12 protein-coding genes are annotated in these 14,760 nt (G+C 37.1%); 9 read left to right on the forward strand and 3 right to left on the reverse strand.

Features of this window, described 5'->3' with window-relative positions; all coding sequences use genetic code 11:
- Window positions 1-124 precede the first annotated feature (124 nt).
- Window positions 125-829, reverse strand: a complete 705-nt coding sequence (locus EL165_RS10880) for a hypothetical protein (protein WP_126358623.1) — start codon at window positions 827-829, stop codon at window positions 125-127.
- A 231-nt stretch (window positions 830-1,060) separates the two neighbouring features.
- On the opposite strand from EL165_RS10880, the gene ppk1 reads away from it, so the two are divergent.
- The 7 genes from ppk1 (at window position 1,061) to EL165_RS10910 (ending at window position 9,653) form a co-directional block, all read left to right on the forward strand.
- Entirely contained in the window at window positions 1,061-3,133 is a 2,073-nt protein-coding gene (gene ppk1, locus EL165_RS10885) for a polyphosphate kinase 1 (protein WP_002977228.1), read from the forward strand.
- The gene (locus EL165_RS10890) at window positions 3,130-4,014 is read left to right on the forward strand and encodes a Ppx/GppA phosphatase family protein (RefSeq protein WP_002977226.1); all 885 of its coding nucleotides are present in this window, start codon (window positions 3,130-3,132) and stop codon (window positions 4,012-4,014) included. Before ppk1 ends, EL165_RS10890 begins: the two co-directional genes overlap by 4 nt.
- A gap of 373 nt (window positions 4,015-4,387) precedes the next feature.
- Window positions 4,388-5,041 carry an NAD-dependent epimerase/dehydratase family protein gene (locus EL165_RS10895; RefSeq protein WP_002977224.1) on the forward strand — a complete coding sequence of 218 codons (654 nt, stop codon included), beginning with the start codon at window positions 4,388-4,390 and terminating at the stop codon, window positions 5,039-5,041.
- Window positions 5,038-5,187, forward strand: a complete 150-nt coding sequence (locus tag EL165_RS25830; protein WP_002977221.1) for a hypothetical protein — start codon at window positions 5,038-5,040, stop codon at window positions 5,185-5,187. The genes EL165_RS10895 and EL165_RS25830 overlap by 4 nt, the downstream gene beginning before the upstream one ends.
- Window positions 5,188-5,325: 138 nt before the next feature.
- Entirely contained in the window at window positions 5,326-8,364 is a 3,039-nt protein-coding gene (locus EL165_RS10900) for a choice-of-anchor I family protein (protein ID WP_002977219.1), read from the forward strand.
- Between the two features lie 167 nt (window positions 8,365-8,531).
- On the forward strand, window positions 8,532-8,924 hold the full coding sequence (locus tag EL165_RS10905) for a DUF3060 domain-containing protein (RefSeq protein WP_002977216.1): 393 nt from the start codon (window positions 8,532-8,534) through the stop codon (window positions 8,922-8,924).
- Between the two features lie 21 nt (window positions 8,925-8,945).
- Window positions 8,946-9,653 (forward strand): barstar family protein, encoded by a 708-nt coding sequence (locus tag EL165_RS10910; protein ID WP_002977214.1) that lies wholly within the window; start codon window positions 8,946-8,948, stop codon window positions 9,651-9,653.
- A 135-nt stretch (window positions 9,654-9,788) separates the two neighbouring features.
- Here EL165_RS10910 and EL165_RS10915 read toward each other — a convergent pair whose 3' ends face one another.
- Together EL165_RS10915 and EL165_RS10920 are read right to left on the reverse strand one after the other, a co-directional pair.
- The gene (locus tag EL165_RS10915; RefSeq protein ID WP_002977212.1) at window positions 9,789-10,037 is read right to left on the reverse strand and encodes a NifU family protein; all 249 of its coding nucleotides are present in this window, start codon (window positions 10,035-10,037) and stop codon (window positions 9,789-9,791) included.
- A gap of 47 nt (window positions 10,038-10,084) precedes the next feature.
- Window positions 10,085-11,191 carry an Mrp/NBP35 family ATP-binding protein gene (locus EL165_RS10920; RefSeq protein ID WP_002977210.1) on the reverse strand — a complete coding sequence of 369 codons (1,107 nt, stop codon included), beginning with the start codon at window positions 11,189-11,191 and terminating at the stop codon, window positions 10,085-10,087.
- A 151-nt stretch (window positions 11,192-11,342) separates the two neighbouring features.
- On the opposite strand from EL165_RS10920, the gene EL165_RS10925 reads away from it, so the two are divergent.
- Window positions 11,343-11,798: a hypothetical protein gene (locus EL165_RS10925; RefSeq protein ID WP_002977209.1), complete on the forward strand. Its 456-nt coding sequence runs from the start codon at window positions 11,343-11,345 to the stop codon at window positions 11,796-11,798.
- Between the two features lie 158 nt (window positions 11,799-11,956).
- Window positions 11,957-14,758 (forward strand): GH92 family glycosyl hydrolase, encoded by a 2,802-nt coding sequence (locus tag EL165_RS10930; RefSeq protein WP_002977206.1) that lies wholly within the window; start codon window positions 11,957-11,959, stop codon window positions 14,756-14,758.
- Window positions 14,759-14,760 lie beyond the last annotated feature (2 nt).

The raw sequence follows: 14,760 nt of genomic DNA on the forward strand, positions 1-14,760 counted from the left end.
TATGACAAAATGACACAATAAAAATAAAAACCCCTTTATAATGGGGTTTTTGAAATTGTTTTCAGGAAAAAATATCATTTTTCTGAGCACAGATATGTCAATTTTAGTCCATCCAATATGAGATTTATTTGCTCTCTTTTAGAACCTGAATTAAAAAATATCCCAGATCAGGATCTACAGGATATATCCTTCCTGTATTAATGGCAACTCCCATTCCATTAGGTCCAAAACCTGCACCATCTATACCCATTCCTGAAAAGCTGTAGAATTTATTAAACTGTTCCGGTTTCCATTTTGCCCAGACTGCCATTCCTGTAATCCCTCCTTTTACTATTTTCACTTCTTCGTTTTCCTTTAGAGCTATGGTGGCAAATGTATTGTCTTTTACTTCTTTTTTCTCTCCGTTTACTTTAAATTTTGAAGTATTTCCACTGCTTATAACAGGTTCTCCGATAATATAAATTTTATTTTTTTCAATCAGCGTACTTTGATATTTGATATCAGAATCCTGAATGTAGTAAGTATCCAATACCAGTTCAGATTCATTTTGAGAATCTCCTTCTTTAAAACTCACAATGTGATAAGCATTTGCCCCTGAGCTTTTTGCCTCATCAGCAATGGCTGTAAATAAGTGCCCGAGATAAGTGTTGGGATAATGTGCTTTGTACTGCCCTACAAATGCAGATTTATAGTTCTCCTGATTCTGTAAAGGAATCATAAACTTCTGAGGTGATAAATTCTCCGGTTGTCCTTTTTTCAGAACCTCTACATACTGACTGTATATCAGCCCAGATAACTGCAGCAGAAGTATGGTTATCAATTTTTTCATGGCTAAAAAGTTTTTATAATTCCTTGAAATATTCTCAAAAAAATAAAACATCCCGGGCAAAACCAGGCTATTCATGATATAAATATACTGAAAACCAATTACTTTATAATAAAACACAATAATTAAAAAGAATAATTCACTAAATCTTCAAAAATTAATCAAAGTTTAACCTAAGAAATAGAGGAAGAATCTTCACTAATTATTATTTTTGATAAAATATACACATTCAGAATGTCATTACACTTTAATCCTAGAGATATTACATGGCTGGCCTTTAATGAAAGAGTTTTGCAGGAAGCCATGGACGAAAAAGTTCCCTTGCATTTAAGAATACGTTTCCTTGGCATCTTCTCCAATAATCTGGATGAATTTTTCAGAGTGCGTGTTGCCGGATTAAAGCGTGCTATGGATTTCAAGGAAAAAGTGATTGCCGAATCTTTCTATCAGCCGCCATCTAAAATCCTTCAGCGAATCAATGAAGTGGTGATGAAGCAACAGCTGAACTTTGATAAAACCTGGAAAAAAATTCAGGCCGAAATGGCTGATCATAAAGTTTTTATTAAAAATGCCAAAAACCTCACCGCAAAGCAGAAAGAATTTGTCAGACAATACTTTGATGAAGTGGTAGAATCCAATGTAATTCCCATTCTTCTTCATGAAAATACTCCTATGCCTTATTTACGGGACAAAAGTCTCTATCTGGGTGTAGCGATGAGAAAAAAAGACTGGCAGTACTCCAGCAATTATGCCATCATTGAAATTCCTTCCCGCTTTGTGGGACGTTTCGTATTGCTGCCAACAGAAGATCCGGAAGAAAAAAATGTAATGCTGCTGGAAGATGTGATCACTTTTAATCTTCCCCATATATTTTCTTATTTCGGGTATGATGAATTTGCCGCCAATGCTTTTAAAGTAACAAAAGATGCTGAGCTGGATCTGGATAATGACATCAGAACCAACTTTGCAGAAAAAATAGAAAAGGGACTCAAAAACCGAAGAAAAGGGAAACCTACACGTTTCGTTTTTGATAAAGATATGGATAAAGCCTTGCTGGAACTCCTTATCAGAAAACTGAATTTAACTAAGAAAGACAGTATCATCCCCGGAGGAAAGATTCATAATTTCAAACATTTCATGGATTTTCCTGATGTTTTTGAAAAGTATGAGAGACCGGAGGAAAGAACTTCCTTTACCCATCAGGCCTTTGAACATGGAGAAAGAGTGACGGATGTCATCTTAAAAGAAGATGTTCTGCTTACATTTCCTTATCATAAGTATAATCCGGTGATTGACCTTCTTCGTGAAGCGGCAATGGATCCGGATGTAAAATCAATACAGATTACCGCTTATCGTCTTGCGAGCAGCTCAAAGATCATCAATGCATTGATCTATGCTGCGAGAAATGGTAAGGAAGTGACGGTAATGCTTGAACTTCAGGCAAGATTTGATGAAGAGTCAAATCTTGAATGGAAAGATATGCTGGAACCGGAAGGAATTACTGTTCTGATAGGGCTTCCCAACAAAAAGGTACATGCCAAACTTTGTGTTATCAAGAAAAGGGCCCATAACAAAACCATTCAGTATGGCTTCGTAAGCACAGGGAATTTCAACGAAAAAACAGCAAGAATATACGGAGACCATCTGTTGATGACAGCCGACCGAGGCATCATGGCAGATATCAATAAAGTTTTCAATGTACTGAAAAAACCGAAAGATGATTACCTTCCGGTTTTGAAAACATGTAAAAATTTATTAGTTTGCCCTCAGTTTATGCGTGAAAAGATTGTTCACCATATTGATAAAGAAATTGAGGAAGCCAAGGCAGGCCGAAAAGCAGAAATCATCGTAAAAGTAAACTCAATGAGTGACCGTGCACTGATTGAAAAAATATATGAAGCTGCAAAAGCCGGAGTGGTGACCAGAATGATCGTAAGAGGAATCTACTGTGCCGTCAATCAAAAGGAATTCAAAGAGAAAATAAAGGCCATCAGTATTGTAGATGAATACCTGGAGCACGCCAGAGTTATGTATTTTTACAATAAAGGAGCCGAGGATATGTACATTTCTTCCGCAGACTGGATGACAAGGAACCTTGATTACAGAATTGAAGCTGCCGCTAAAATTACAGACAAAAACCTTAAGAAAGAATTAAAAGATATTCTTGATATTCAGCTTAGGGATAATGTGAAAGCCAGAATTTTAGATAAAAAGCTGAGTAATGAGTATGTAAGAAATGATAAAAAAGAGTGCCGTTCACAGATAGAAACCTATAAATATTTAAAAGCTAAAACAAGCAAAAAATGAAGATAGCAGCGATAGACATAGGGAGTAATGCAGCCCGCCTTCTTATCAATGAAGTAAAGATCAATAACAGAAAACCTGAATTCATCAAACTGAACCTTCTCAGAATCCCCCTGAGACTGGGAATGGATGTCTTTACCATTGGAAAGATTGGGCCTGAAAGAGAAAAAATGGTCATTGATTCTATGAAAATCTTCAGTGACCTGATGAAAATATACAAAGTAGATCATTACAGAGCATGTGCTACCAGTGCAATGCGCGATGCTTCGAACGGCAATGAAATTATCGGCCAGGTAAAAGAAACATCCGGAATCAATATCGAAATTATTTCCGGTGATGAAGAAGCTACCCTGATCTATGAAAATCATGTTGCAGAAGGTCTTGACAAAGAATTTGCCTATCTATATATTGACGTGGGCGGAGGCTCTACAGAGCTTACCTTCTATGAAAATGGTAAGATGGTTTACGAAAAATCTTTCAACATCGGAACGATCCGTCTTCTCAATAATCTTGTGACAATGGATAACTGGAAAGAGATGAAGGACGAAATCAAGAAAAATATCGTTAGCAAAAAACCTATTGTCGCTATCGGGTCGGGAGGAAATATCAACAAAGTATTCTCCATGAGCAAAACCAAAGACGGAAAACCAATGTCTCTGTCTCACCTGAAAAAAACGTATAAAGAGTTTAATGAACTCTCTGTAGAACAAAGAATGACAAAATACAACCTCAGAGAAGACCGGGCAGATGTATTGGTACATGCATTGAGTATTTTCAACAATGTCATGTCCTGGTCTGACATCAGCAGAATTTTTGTTCCGAAAATCTCGGTAGCAGACGGATTGATTCATAATATATACAGTCAGCTGCAGGATAAAAAATAACATTTTTACAAACCTATTGAAAGCCAGCCATTTTTGAGCTGGCTTTTATTTTCAGAGACTTTTACTCCTGATTCTCTTGTCATCGCGAACAGGCTGAAGGCCTGCGAACATAGTTCATAAACGACGAAGCAATCCTTCTTCTCATATTAAGTTTTGGCTAAAGACAATAGAAGTTGGCTCATTTGTTAAGGCGGGCTAAAGCCCCCCCTATTAAATTCAGATATTTAATATTTAAAGGAACATCTTTTATCTTTTATCTTTTATCTTTTATCTTTTATCTTTTATCTTTTATCTTTTATCTTTTATCTTTTATCTAAAAACTTTAAAGTAAAACTTCATCCCCATCCGTCATACCAATATCAATAGCAAAACAATGAAGCCAATCAAAATAATTCTCACAGGTGCTACAGGAATGGTAGGTGAAGGTGTTTTAATGGAATGCCTTGACAACCCTGGTGTTTCTGAAATACTAAGCATAAGCCGGAAGCCATCAGGAAAATCACATCCTAAACTGAAAGAATATATTGTCCCTGACTTTCTGACAATAGATCTTCATGATGAAAAGCTGAAAGGGTATGATGCCTGTTTTTTCTGTGCGGGAATCAGCAGTATAGGGATGAATGAAAAAGACTACACTAAAATCACTTATGATACCACTCTGCATTTTGCAAAAGCGGTGTTAAACCAAAATCCTGAAATGGTTTTCAGCTATGTTTCAGGAGCAGGTACAGACAGCACGGAGAGCGGAAAGCTGATGTGGGCGCGTGTAAAAGGCAGAACAGAAAATGATTTGAAAAGAATGAACTTCAAAGGAGCTTATAATTTTCGTCCCGGATTTATGAAACCCATTGAAGGTCAATTAAATGTAAAATGGTTTTTTAAACCTTTTATTTGGATTTTTCCCGTATTTTTTCAATCAAAATCCTTAACTTTACAGGAAGTGGGTAGAGCAATGATCAATGTAACACAAAAAGGGTACCCTACATCTACTTTAGAAATTAGAGATATTAAAAATTTAGCGATATGAGAGACATGTTAAAAAGAATTGTTCTGGTTATTTTTGTACTCTTGCTTGTAACTGCCGTTTCAGGATATTTTTATATGCAGAAACATCCTCTGGAAGGAAATAAATCAGGAAAGGTTTTAAATTTTTCAGGCAAGTCAGGAAAATAGCTGAATTATAAAAATACTCTTTGAATATAATTTATCTTTTATCGGAATAGACCTATTTTTTAAACATTTCTTAAAATTCCATTAAAATAGTTGCGAAACATAAAGTTCATTTTTGCATTTATCTAACAAAAGCAAAAAATGATCAACAACTACTTACTCAAAGGGTCTGTGATTGCCGCATTCTTTTTTCAGAGCGGACTTTTCGGACAGACACTGATTCATTACTGGAATTTTAATAATAATACTTCCACGGCCTCTATTACCTCGCCATCTTCTACGTTGGTGAATGGTTCTCTTACTGCCATAGCGGGAGGAACCAGTGTAATTGATTTTACTGGTGGTACAGGCCAGAATTTTAGTTTGCAGAATTTAAATGCAAGAAACGGTGATGCATCCGGCACCCACTTAAGATTTAATAATCCGATTGGTGGAGCTTTACAGTTTAATTTACCTACAACAGGATACAATAATATAATTGTTAAATTTACCACCAGAAGATCCGCACAGGGAGCAGGGACACAGACATGGTCTTATTCAACGGACGGGATTACATTTGTACCATTCCAGACTGTAAATCCTCAGGATAACGATCCCCAATTAATTACCCTTGATTTTTCTGCCATTCAGGGAGCTAACAACAATCCTGATTTTAAATTAAAGGTTGAATTCTCCGCAACAGGAGGCGGAACCGGAGGAAATAACCGTTTTGATAACTTTACGGTAGATGCTACTCCTGCAGGAGGTGTTGATACCACGCCGCCAACAGTTACTTATCTTCCGGCCAACAATACCAACAATGCCTCAACTACTGTAAATCCAACGTTATCTTTTAACGAAAATATAAGGTTAACAGATAATTCCGCGATCAACGATTCTAATGCACAAAACCTTATCGATTTCCGTCTGGGAAATCCTTCAGGTACACAAGTTCCCTTTACTACAACTTTCAGCAACAATACGATCACAGTGATTCCTACTTCCGGAATGGTGCCGGGACAAACGTATTACCTGGCACTGAAGCCTAATACAGTGGAAGATTTTAGTGATAATGGAGTTACAGCGGTTACTTCCAGTACATTTACTACTGCAGGAACAACAATTTCTCTGGAAAAGAATTTCATTAAAGTCAATGAAAATGCAGGAAGCCTTGCATTTAAAATCAATATTAACAATCCTTCGGCATCAACTGTAAACCTGGTTGTAAAACCGGCACCTTTCAGTACGGCTGATGCTAATGATTTTACTTTAGCTAACCAGACCATTAGCATTACTCCAGCTACAACGAGCTACACTGTTAATATCCCGATTATTAATGATACAGTGGCAGAACAGGAGGCCGAGTATTTTGTGGTAAGCCTTGAAAATCCTGTTGGAGCAACAATTTCAGGAGACAACTCTGCAACCGTTTATATTATCGATAATGATAAACCGGCACCTACTCCTTCGCATCAGATCCAACTCAATTATCTTGGAAGTTTTGACCCTTCTGGAAGCAATAACAGCTCTACAGAAATTGTAGTCCATGATGCAACCACACAACGTTTATTTACAATCAGCTCCATTACGGATGTTTTTGACATTATCGATTTCAGTAATCCTGAAATGCTGTCTGTTGTAAAAACAGTCAACATGGCTCCTTATGGCGGAATTACAAGTATTGCCGTAAAAAACGGAATTATCGCAGCCGCTTCCCCAAATGCAGATCCACAGCAAAACGGTTCTGTAGTCTTCTTTGATATTAACGGAAACTTTCTGAAACAGGTAACTGTGGGCGCTTTACCAGACATGATCACATTCTCCCCTGACGGGACAAAAGTCGTTACTGCCAACGAAGGTGAACCTAATGATGCATACACAGTAGATCCTGAAGGAACAATCAGCATCATTGATATTTCAGGAGGTATTGCAAATCTTACCCAGACTAATGTGACAACCCTTAATTTTAACAGTTTTGAATCTCAACTGGCTGCATTAACTGCAACTGGTTTACGAAAGGTAAGAACCAACAATACGCTTTCCCAGGATCTGGAGCCGGAATATGTTACCATCAGTGCAGACAGCCAGAAAGCTTGGGTAACACTTCAGGAGAATAATGCAGTGGCAGAAATTAACCTGATCTCTAAAACCATCACAGGAATCTGGGGATTGGGTAAAAAAGACATGAGCCTGCCGGGGAATGGTTTTGATGCTTCCGACAATAACGGTGAGGTAGTTATTGCCAACTGGCCGGTAAAAGCCTATTACGTTCCTGATGCCGTACAGAATTATAAGGTAGGAAACACCAATTATATTGTAACAGCCAATGAAGGAGATGAAAAAGATCTTTCAGGTTTCAGTGAAAGAACTACTGTAGGTGCAAACAGTTATATTTTGGATCCTGTATTGTTCCCGAATTCAACAATTTTAAAAGCTTCACATAATCTGGGGAGATTCAGGGTTTCATCTGCTACGGGAAATACGGATGGAGACGCTGAGTTTGAAGAAATAGCAGCTTTAGGAGCACGCTCATTCTCTATTTTCAATGCAGACACCAAACAGATCGTTTATGACAGCGGAGATCAGTTTGAGAGATATATTGCCGCCAATCATCCTTTAATTTTCAATGCGGATAATGAGTCGAATGTAATTAAAAACAGAAGCCGGGCAAAAGGACCTGAACCGGAGGGAGTGGCATTAGGAAAAATTAACGGACAGACTTACGCTTTCATCACACTGGAAAGAACCGGCGGTGTTATGGTATATAATATCACAGATCCTAACAACCCTACTTTCACCGATTATAAGCATTCCCGTTCTACATCCGCTTACGGAGGTGATAATGGCCCTGAAGGAATTATCTACATTGCCCCAGAAAATACAACAACCAATAAAGGCTACGTGATTGTTGCCAATGAAATTAGTGGAACGCTATCAACGTTTGAAGTAGCTTCGCCGGCAACACTTGGTACTGGTGAGATAAAAGCTGAGCAGGCGACATTCAATGTGTTCCCTAATCCTGTGAATAAAGGAAATACGCTTTACTTCAACAGAAAACAGGATTACGAATTGTATGATATATCCGGAAAACTTATTGGAAAGGAAAAAAATGCATTAACAATAAATACTTCCAATCTTTCTGCCGGTGTTTATCTTGTAAAAACATCTGAAGGACAAATCAAAAGAGTCATTGTAAAGTAATCATATAGTACAATATATCATTCTATCTAAGGCTTCGGGTTTCCGGAGCTTTTTTTATTGGAATCTATAATATACCGTGTAAAGATTCTTGTTTAAAAATGATTAACTTTTGAGATGCCTGAAGAGGTATTTATATCTATATTTAACCCAACAAAAACCAATTCACAATGAAAAATATTAAAATTGCCGGGATTCTTGCTTTGCTGTTATCAGGAACAGGAACATTTTTCTCACAATCCAGAACAACAGAATCTGCCAATGGTGTAGAGAAAACCGAAGGTAGTAAGGTTGTACATGTAGAAGGTGTAGGTCACAAACTCAATTATTCTCTTAATGGAGGTGTTGTTGAAGTAGAAGGAAGTGGCAATACTTTAACAGTCAAAGGAAGTGCTCAGAAAATTATGGTTTCAGGAACGGGTAATAAAGTATACATCGATAAAGTGGACAAAATTTCTATGGATGGTGGTGACAATATGGTCTATTATCGGACTTCAGGAACAAAATCCGGAAAACCGGATGTTTCTATTACGGGAGTGGAAAATAAGGTTGTAAAACAATAACTTTTTAGATATACTTATTTCATGTTTGGATTTGCACTAGATACAGGAAATACTCCTGAAATTATCTCATTAATAGATCAGGTATACAATATTGAAGGTTCTAACGGTATTGTTTATAAAAAAGTCAGATTGGTTAATGTTCATGATATTCCTGCTCTTATGTCTGTTGTCGAAAAAGCCTATAAAATGGATCTGAACAATGGCTTCATTTATAGACTTGATCAACAAAAAAAGATTTTATCTGGAACTTTTATCAGTGATATAAAAATAAGTAAATCAAAAAAAAATATCATTTTAACAGGTTTTGTCTGGACCAAACCAAAAGGGTACCAAAAAGCCTTGGATATGAAACTTAATAATGAAATTAATAAAAAGTATATCTGGAAAAATTTCAAAAAAGATGAACTGCAGGGATGGCTTGTTCATGCTTTACATTCGACCCAACCTGCAATCAACAGGGAAAATATCAATATTAAGATTGACGGAAATGATTTCCATAGCTTAGATGGCTTTTTCTGTACACTGGGAGAAGAAATCAATGGAGTTTCTGGATATTTCGGACGCAATCTATATGCTTTGTATGATTGCCTCCGGGGAAATTTCGGAGTAAAATCCATTTCAAAGCTCAATTGGATCAACCATAAAAGAAGTAAAAAAATCCTGAAAACAAAATTTAACCAAATTGTTGAAATTTTTGAAAATTATAATGTTAAAGTTCACCTGAACTGATTGTATCATCCAACCTGACGGGTTTTTAAAACCCGTCAGGTTGGGTTAAACTTAGTGGCCAAACTTATTGTATTAATACAAATAAAAAGACAGGCTTTTTAAGGCCTGTCTTTTTAAAATATCTCAGATATAATTTTACTCTACGTTGATTACCTTTTCTATTTCCGGAGCATGTTGTTTAATTGTATTCTCCACACCTAGCTTTAAGGTTGAAAAATTCAATGAACATCCGGAACAGTTCCCTAAAAGTTTCACAAACACCTGATTATCTTTCACATCAATAAGCTCAATATCACCTCCGTCTTTATTCAAAAACGGTCTGATGCTTTCCAGAGCTTCCATTACTCTTGTTACTGTATCTTCGTGCGTTATGTTTGTTTCCATATTTTTTCAGTTCAATTCGGTTTTTTCAAATTTTATTGAAATTATTATTATTTTGCTTTTGGCGAGCATCCCGCCATTGTGGAAATCTTCACTGCTTCAGTAGGAGGAAGGTTTTTATTTCTTTCCACTAAGCTTTCAACCATCTTTCTGGCAGTTTCTGTGTAAATCTCTTCAATTTTAGATCCCTCCTGAAGTGCCGCCGGTCTTCCAACATCTCCTGCTTCTCTGATACTCTGGATCAATGGAATTTCTCCCAATACAGGAATTCCAAGATCTTCGGCCAAATATTGTGCTCCCTGGTTTCCAAAGATATAATATTTATTGTCAGGAAGTTCTTCCGGTGTAAAATACGCCATATTTTCGATCAAACCAAGAACCGGAATGTTAATACTTTCCATCTGGAACATAGCAATACCTTTTCTAACATCTGCCAATGCAACGTGCTGAGGTGTACTTACAATCACTGCCCCTGTTACCGGTACTTCCTGAATAATGGATAAGTGAATATCACCTGTTCCCGGAGGAAGATCGATTAATAAGAAATCAAGTTCTCCCCAGGCAGCATCTCTGATCATCTGATTCAATGCTTTTGAAGCCATTGGTCCTCTCCACACTACTGCCTGATTAGCGCCTGAAAAATATCCTATTGAAAGCATTTTCACACCATAATTCTCGATAGGCTTCATCAGATTTTTACCATTAACTTCTACAGAAATTGGTTTCTCCCCTTCTGTATCAAACATGGTAGGCACTGAGGGACCATAGATATCGGCATCCAGTAATCCCACTTTAAAGCCCATTTTAGCTAACGTTACTGCCATATTTGCAGAAACTGTAGATTTTCCTACTCCTCCTTTACCGGAAGCAATAGCGATAATATTTTGAATCCCCGGAATTTGTTTTCCTTTGATCTGACTTTGCTGAATTTCACTAGGCTCCGGAGAAACGATTTTAAGTTTTAAATGAACGTTTTCTCCAAACTCACTGGCAAAGGCCTGTTTCATGGCAGCTTCCAGCTTTTTCTTTTCGTGCATTGCAGGTGAATGAGCAGTCATGTCAATATAAACATCATCACCCATAATCTGAAGATTATTCACCAAATCGTCTACTTCTATTTCTTTAAGGAATTCCTGAACCTTTTCTTTCGTCAACATATAAATATAAATTGTTTACAAATTTACGCATTTTTTTCGGTAATTTAGAATCAATAAAATCTATAATATCAGGTGATAAATCAGATCGTTAAAAATTTTTCACTCCTGTTTTATGTCCTGATACCAGAATAAGCTTCAGTAAATAATTGGTATGAAAATAACGTCCTATCCTTCCAAATATGCACAGCCAAAAGGAATTTTTACCGTTGGAAAAACAAAATTCAAATGGTATGACCTGGCCGGTGATCCTGCTGAAATTCCTCAACAGGACATTGAAAATGCCCAAAAATGCATTGACAATGCTGACGAAAATTTTAAAAACATTGATGATCTCGGATTTGTTATTATGCACCGTTGCGGAAAAAACTATCTTTTGCTGGTCTGCACATGGCGAAGTGAAAATGAACTGTGGGAAAGCGTATATTATGATGGTTCCGGCAAATTTGAAGTATGGGACAGAAACAAAACCCATCTGCCAACGTACTGTGTATGGGAAATGGGTATTGTCTATCATGAATCCCGGTCCTGGAAAAAATATCTGGGTTCCGAACGGGCAGACAAAGACAAAGAGGCGTACCTCAGGGATTTTTTTGAAGGAGAAGTGTAGAAATTTTCTGTACTTCATTTCACATCGTTCCATTCATAATGATATGAGTCTTAAAAAACAATTTAAGCATTAGAATACTTTTATGGCCTAAAACCAAATGATTTGTTAGCTCTGTTTTTACTGTTTTTCAATATCTTCGCTTTTTATAAAATAAAAACATGAAAAAAGCGCTTATTGCATTTTCTATAGGGATTACCCAGATTATTTCTGCACAGAATTATTCTCAATATGTCAATCCGTTTATTGGGACCGGAGGCCATGGCCATACTTTTCCGGGTGCTATTGTTCCGTTCGGAATGGTACAGTTGTCACCTGATACAAGAATTGACGGCAGTTGGGACGGATGCAGCGGATATCATTATTTGGATTCTGTGATCTATGGTTTTTCTCATACCCATCTGAACGGAACTGGAGTTTCGGATTATGGAGATATCATGCTGATGCCTACGATGGGAAATCCCAGTCTGAACAGTAAAGAATATTCTTCAAAATTTTCGCATAAAAATGAAAAAGCAACGGCAGGATTCTACGCTGTCAGATTAGATAAAAATAATATTGATGTTCGTCTTACTGCTACCAAAAGAGTTGGCTACCACGAATATACTTTCAACAATGCAGGAAATGCCAATATTATCATGGACCTTAACCACAGAGATAAACTATTGGAAGGTGAGGTAAAAATCATTGATGATAAAACTATTGAGGTTTTCAGAAGAAGTGAAGCGTGGGCAACCAACCAATATATTTATGCCAGAATTGAATTTTCAAAGCCCATGAAAATTTCAAAAAAGGAAATTAACGGAAAACAGGAAAACAATCTTTTTACAGGAACCAAGCTTGCCCTGGCGTTTTCAGCCAATGTTAAAAAAGGAGAAAAGATCAATGTAAAGGTTTCTGTTTCTCCAACAGGTTACGAAGGAGCAGAAAAGAATATGCTGGCAGAAGGACAGACGAAAGATTTTGATACGGTAAAAAAACAGGCTCAATCTGACTGGGACAAAGAACTTTCAAAGATTGAAGTAAAGTCTGATGATAAAAACAAATTAGCTGTTTTTTATACTGCTCTTTATCATGTTTTTACACAACCGAACATCAATATGGATGTTGACGGAAAGTACAGAGGCAGGGATAACAAACTTTACACTGCCAATGGTTTTGATTATTATACGGTATTTTCCCTTTGGGATACCTTCAGAGGTGCTCATCCGCTAATGACTTTAATCGACAGAAAAAGAACTGCTGATTTTATCAATACCTTCATTAAACAATATGAGCAGGGAGGAAAACTTCCGGTATGGGAACTGGCTTCCAATGAAACAGAATGTATGATTGGTTACCACTCCGTTTCTGTCATTGCAGATGCTATGGCTAAAGGAATTCAGGGATTTGATTACGAGAAGGCATTTCAGGCAGCAAAAAGTTCAGCCATGCAGGATATTTTTGGTTTGAATGCTTATAAACAGAATAATTATATCAGCATAGATGATGAGCATGAAAGTGTTTCCAAAACCGTAGAATATGCTTATGATGACTGGTGCATTGCCCAGATGGCAAAAATTTTAGGCAAAAAAGACGATTATCAGTATTTCATGAAACGTTCTCAGAACTGGAAAAATCTTTACAATCCGAAAACAGGTTTCATGCAGCCAAGAAAAAACGGAAACTGGTATGAGCCATTTGATCCGAGAGAAGTCAATAACAATTATACGGAAGGAAACTCATGGCATTACTCTTATTCCGTACAGCAGGACATTCCGGGGCTTATCGCAGCTCATGGAGGAAAAGAAAAATTTGAACAGTTTATTGATGCCATCTTTACAGCTCCTGATAAAACCACGGGAAGAGAACAGGTAGACATTACAGGGTTGATGGGACAATATGCTCAGGGAAATGAACCGAGCCACCATATTGCTTATCTGTACAATTTCGTAAACAAACCTGAAAAAACAGATGCTAAAATTAAATACATCCTTGATAACTTTTATAAAAACACACCTGACGGGCTTATCGGAAATGAAGACTGCGGACAGATGAGTGCCTGGTATGTTTTAAGCTCCATGGGAATTTATTCTGTAACTCCGGGATTACCGGAATGGGAAACTACCACTCCTTATTTTGACGAAATTAAAATTCATCTTGAAGATGGCACTACAAGGACGATTACAAAAACTACAGGCCGTGCTGAACTCAAAAAATTAGGGTTCGAAAACGTAAAACCTGTTAAAGATTTTAAATATACAGAACAGACAGCCTCACCGGTAATTGCTGCCGACAGAATCTTTGATTTTTCTACCAAAGTTGAGATCACTCCACTGAATCCAAATGACAAGATATATTATATGACGATGGACGAAAGTGACAGTAATAAAAGAAAGACTTTCATCACATACAAAGGGCCGTTCTCCATTACTAAAACAACTCAGGTAATGGCATACGCTGAAAGAAACGGCGAAAAAAGCTCTGTGACAACCGCTTATTTTAACAGAAGACCAAACTACTGGGACATCAATATCCTGTCAAAAGTAACACCTCAATACAGTGCTACAGGAAACCTTGCTATTATTGACGGAATCAGAGGAGATGTGAACTGGAGAAAAGGTGAATGGCACGGATATCAGGGACAAAATTTTGAAGCCATTATTGATTTTAAATCACCTCAGCAGATCGCCACTTTGTCTTCTACCTATCTTCAGGACAGCAGAGCATGGATTCTGATGCCTAAAAAAGTAGAATATTATGCTTCTATGAACGGAAAAGATTTTGTTCTTCTGAAAACTATTGATAATGATATTGATCCTAAAGATGAGAAAGTCCAGATCAAAGATTTCTCAACTAAAATTCTCCCTACTGAAGCCCGATATATCAAAGTAAAAGCTTACTATTTTGGAAAACTTCCGGAATGGCACCAGGGAGCTGGAGGTGATGCGTATATCTTTATCGATGAAATTTCTGCGAAATAAAA

Source organism: Chryseobacterium gleum (assembly GCF_900636535.1).
Classification (GTDB): domain Bacteria; phylum Bacteroidota; class Bacteroidia; order Flavobacteriales; family Weeksellaceae; genus Chryseobacterium; species Chryseobacterium gleum.

Excerpts from the sequence above, each read along its gene's own strand:
- EL165_RS10880 (WP_126358623.1), bottom strand. The coding sequence starts at position 829 with ATGAAAAAATTGATAACCATACTTCTGCTGCAGTTATCTGGGCTGATA.
- ppk1 (WP_002977228.1), top strand. The coding sequence starts at position 1,061 with ATGTCATTACACTTTAATCCTAGAGATATTACATGGCTGGCCTTTAAT.
- EL165_RS10890 (WP_002977226.1), top strand. The coding sequence starts at position 3,130 with ATGAAGATAGCAGCGATAGACATAGGGAGTAATGCAGCCCGCCTTCTT.
- EL165_RS10895 (WP_002977224.1), top strand. The coding sequence starts at position 4,388 with ATGAAGCCAATCAAAATAATTCTCACAGGTGCTACAGGAATGGTAGGT.
- EL165_RS25830 (WP_002977221.1), top strand. The coding sequence starts at position 5,038 with ATGAGAGACATGTTAAAAAGAATTGTTCTGGTTATTTTTGTACTCTTG.
- EL165_RS10900 (WP_002977219.1), top strand. The coding sequence starts at position 5,326 with ATGATCAACAACTACTTACTCAAAGGGTCTGTGATTGCCGCATTCTTT.
- EL165_RS10905 (WP_002977216.1), top strand. The coding sequence starts at position 8,532 with ATGAAAAATATTAAAATTGCCGGGATTCTTGCTTTGCTGTTATCAGGA.
- EL165_RS10910 (WP_002977214.1), top strand. The coding sequence starts at position 8,946 with ATGTTTGGATTTGCACTAGATACAGGAAATACTCCTGAAATTATCTCA.
- EL165_RS10915 (WP_002977212.1), bottom strand. The coding sequence starts at position 10,037 with ATGGAAACAAACATAACGCACGAAGATACAGTAACAAGAGTAATGGAA.
- EL165_RS10920 (WP_002977210.1), bottom strand. The coding sequence starts at position 11,191 with ATGTTGACGAAAGAAAAGGTTCAGGAATTCCTTAAAGAAATAGAAGTA.
- EL165_RS10925 (WP_002977209.1), top strand. The coding sequence starts at position 11,343 with ATGAAAATAACGTCCTATCCTTCCAAATATGCACAGCCAAAAGGAATT.
- EL165_RS10930 (WP_002977206.1), top strand. The coding sequence starts at position 11,957 with ATGAAAAAAGCGCTTATTGCATTTTCTATAGGGATTACCCAGATTATT.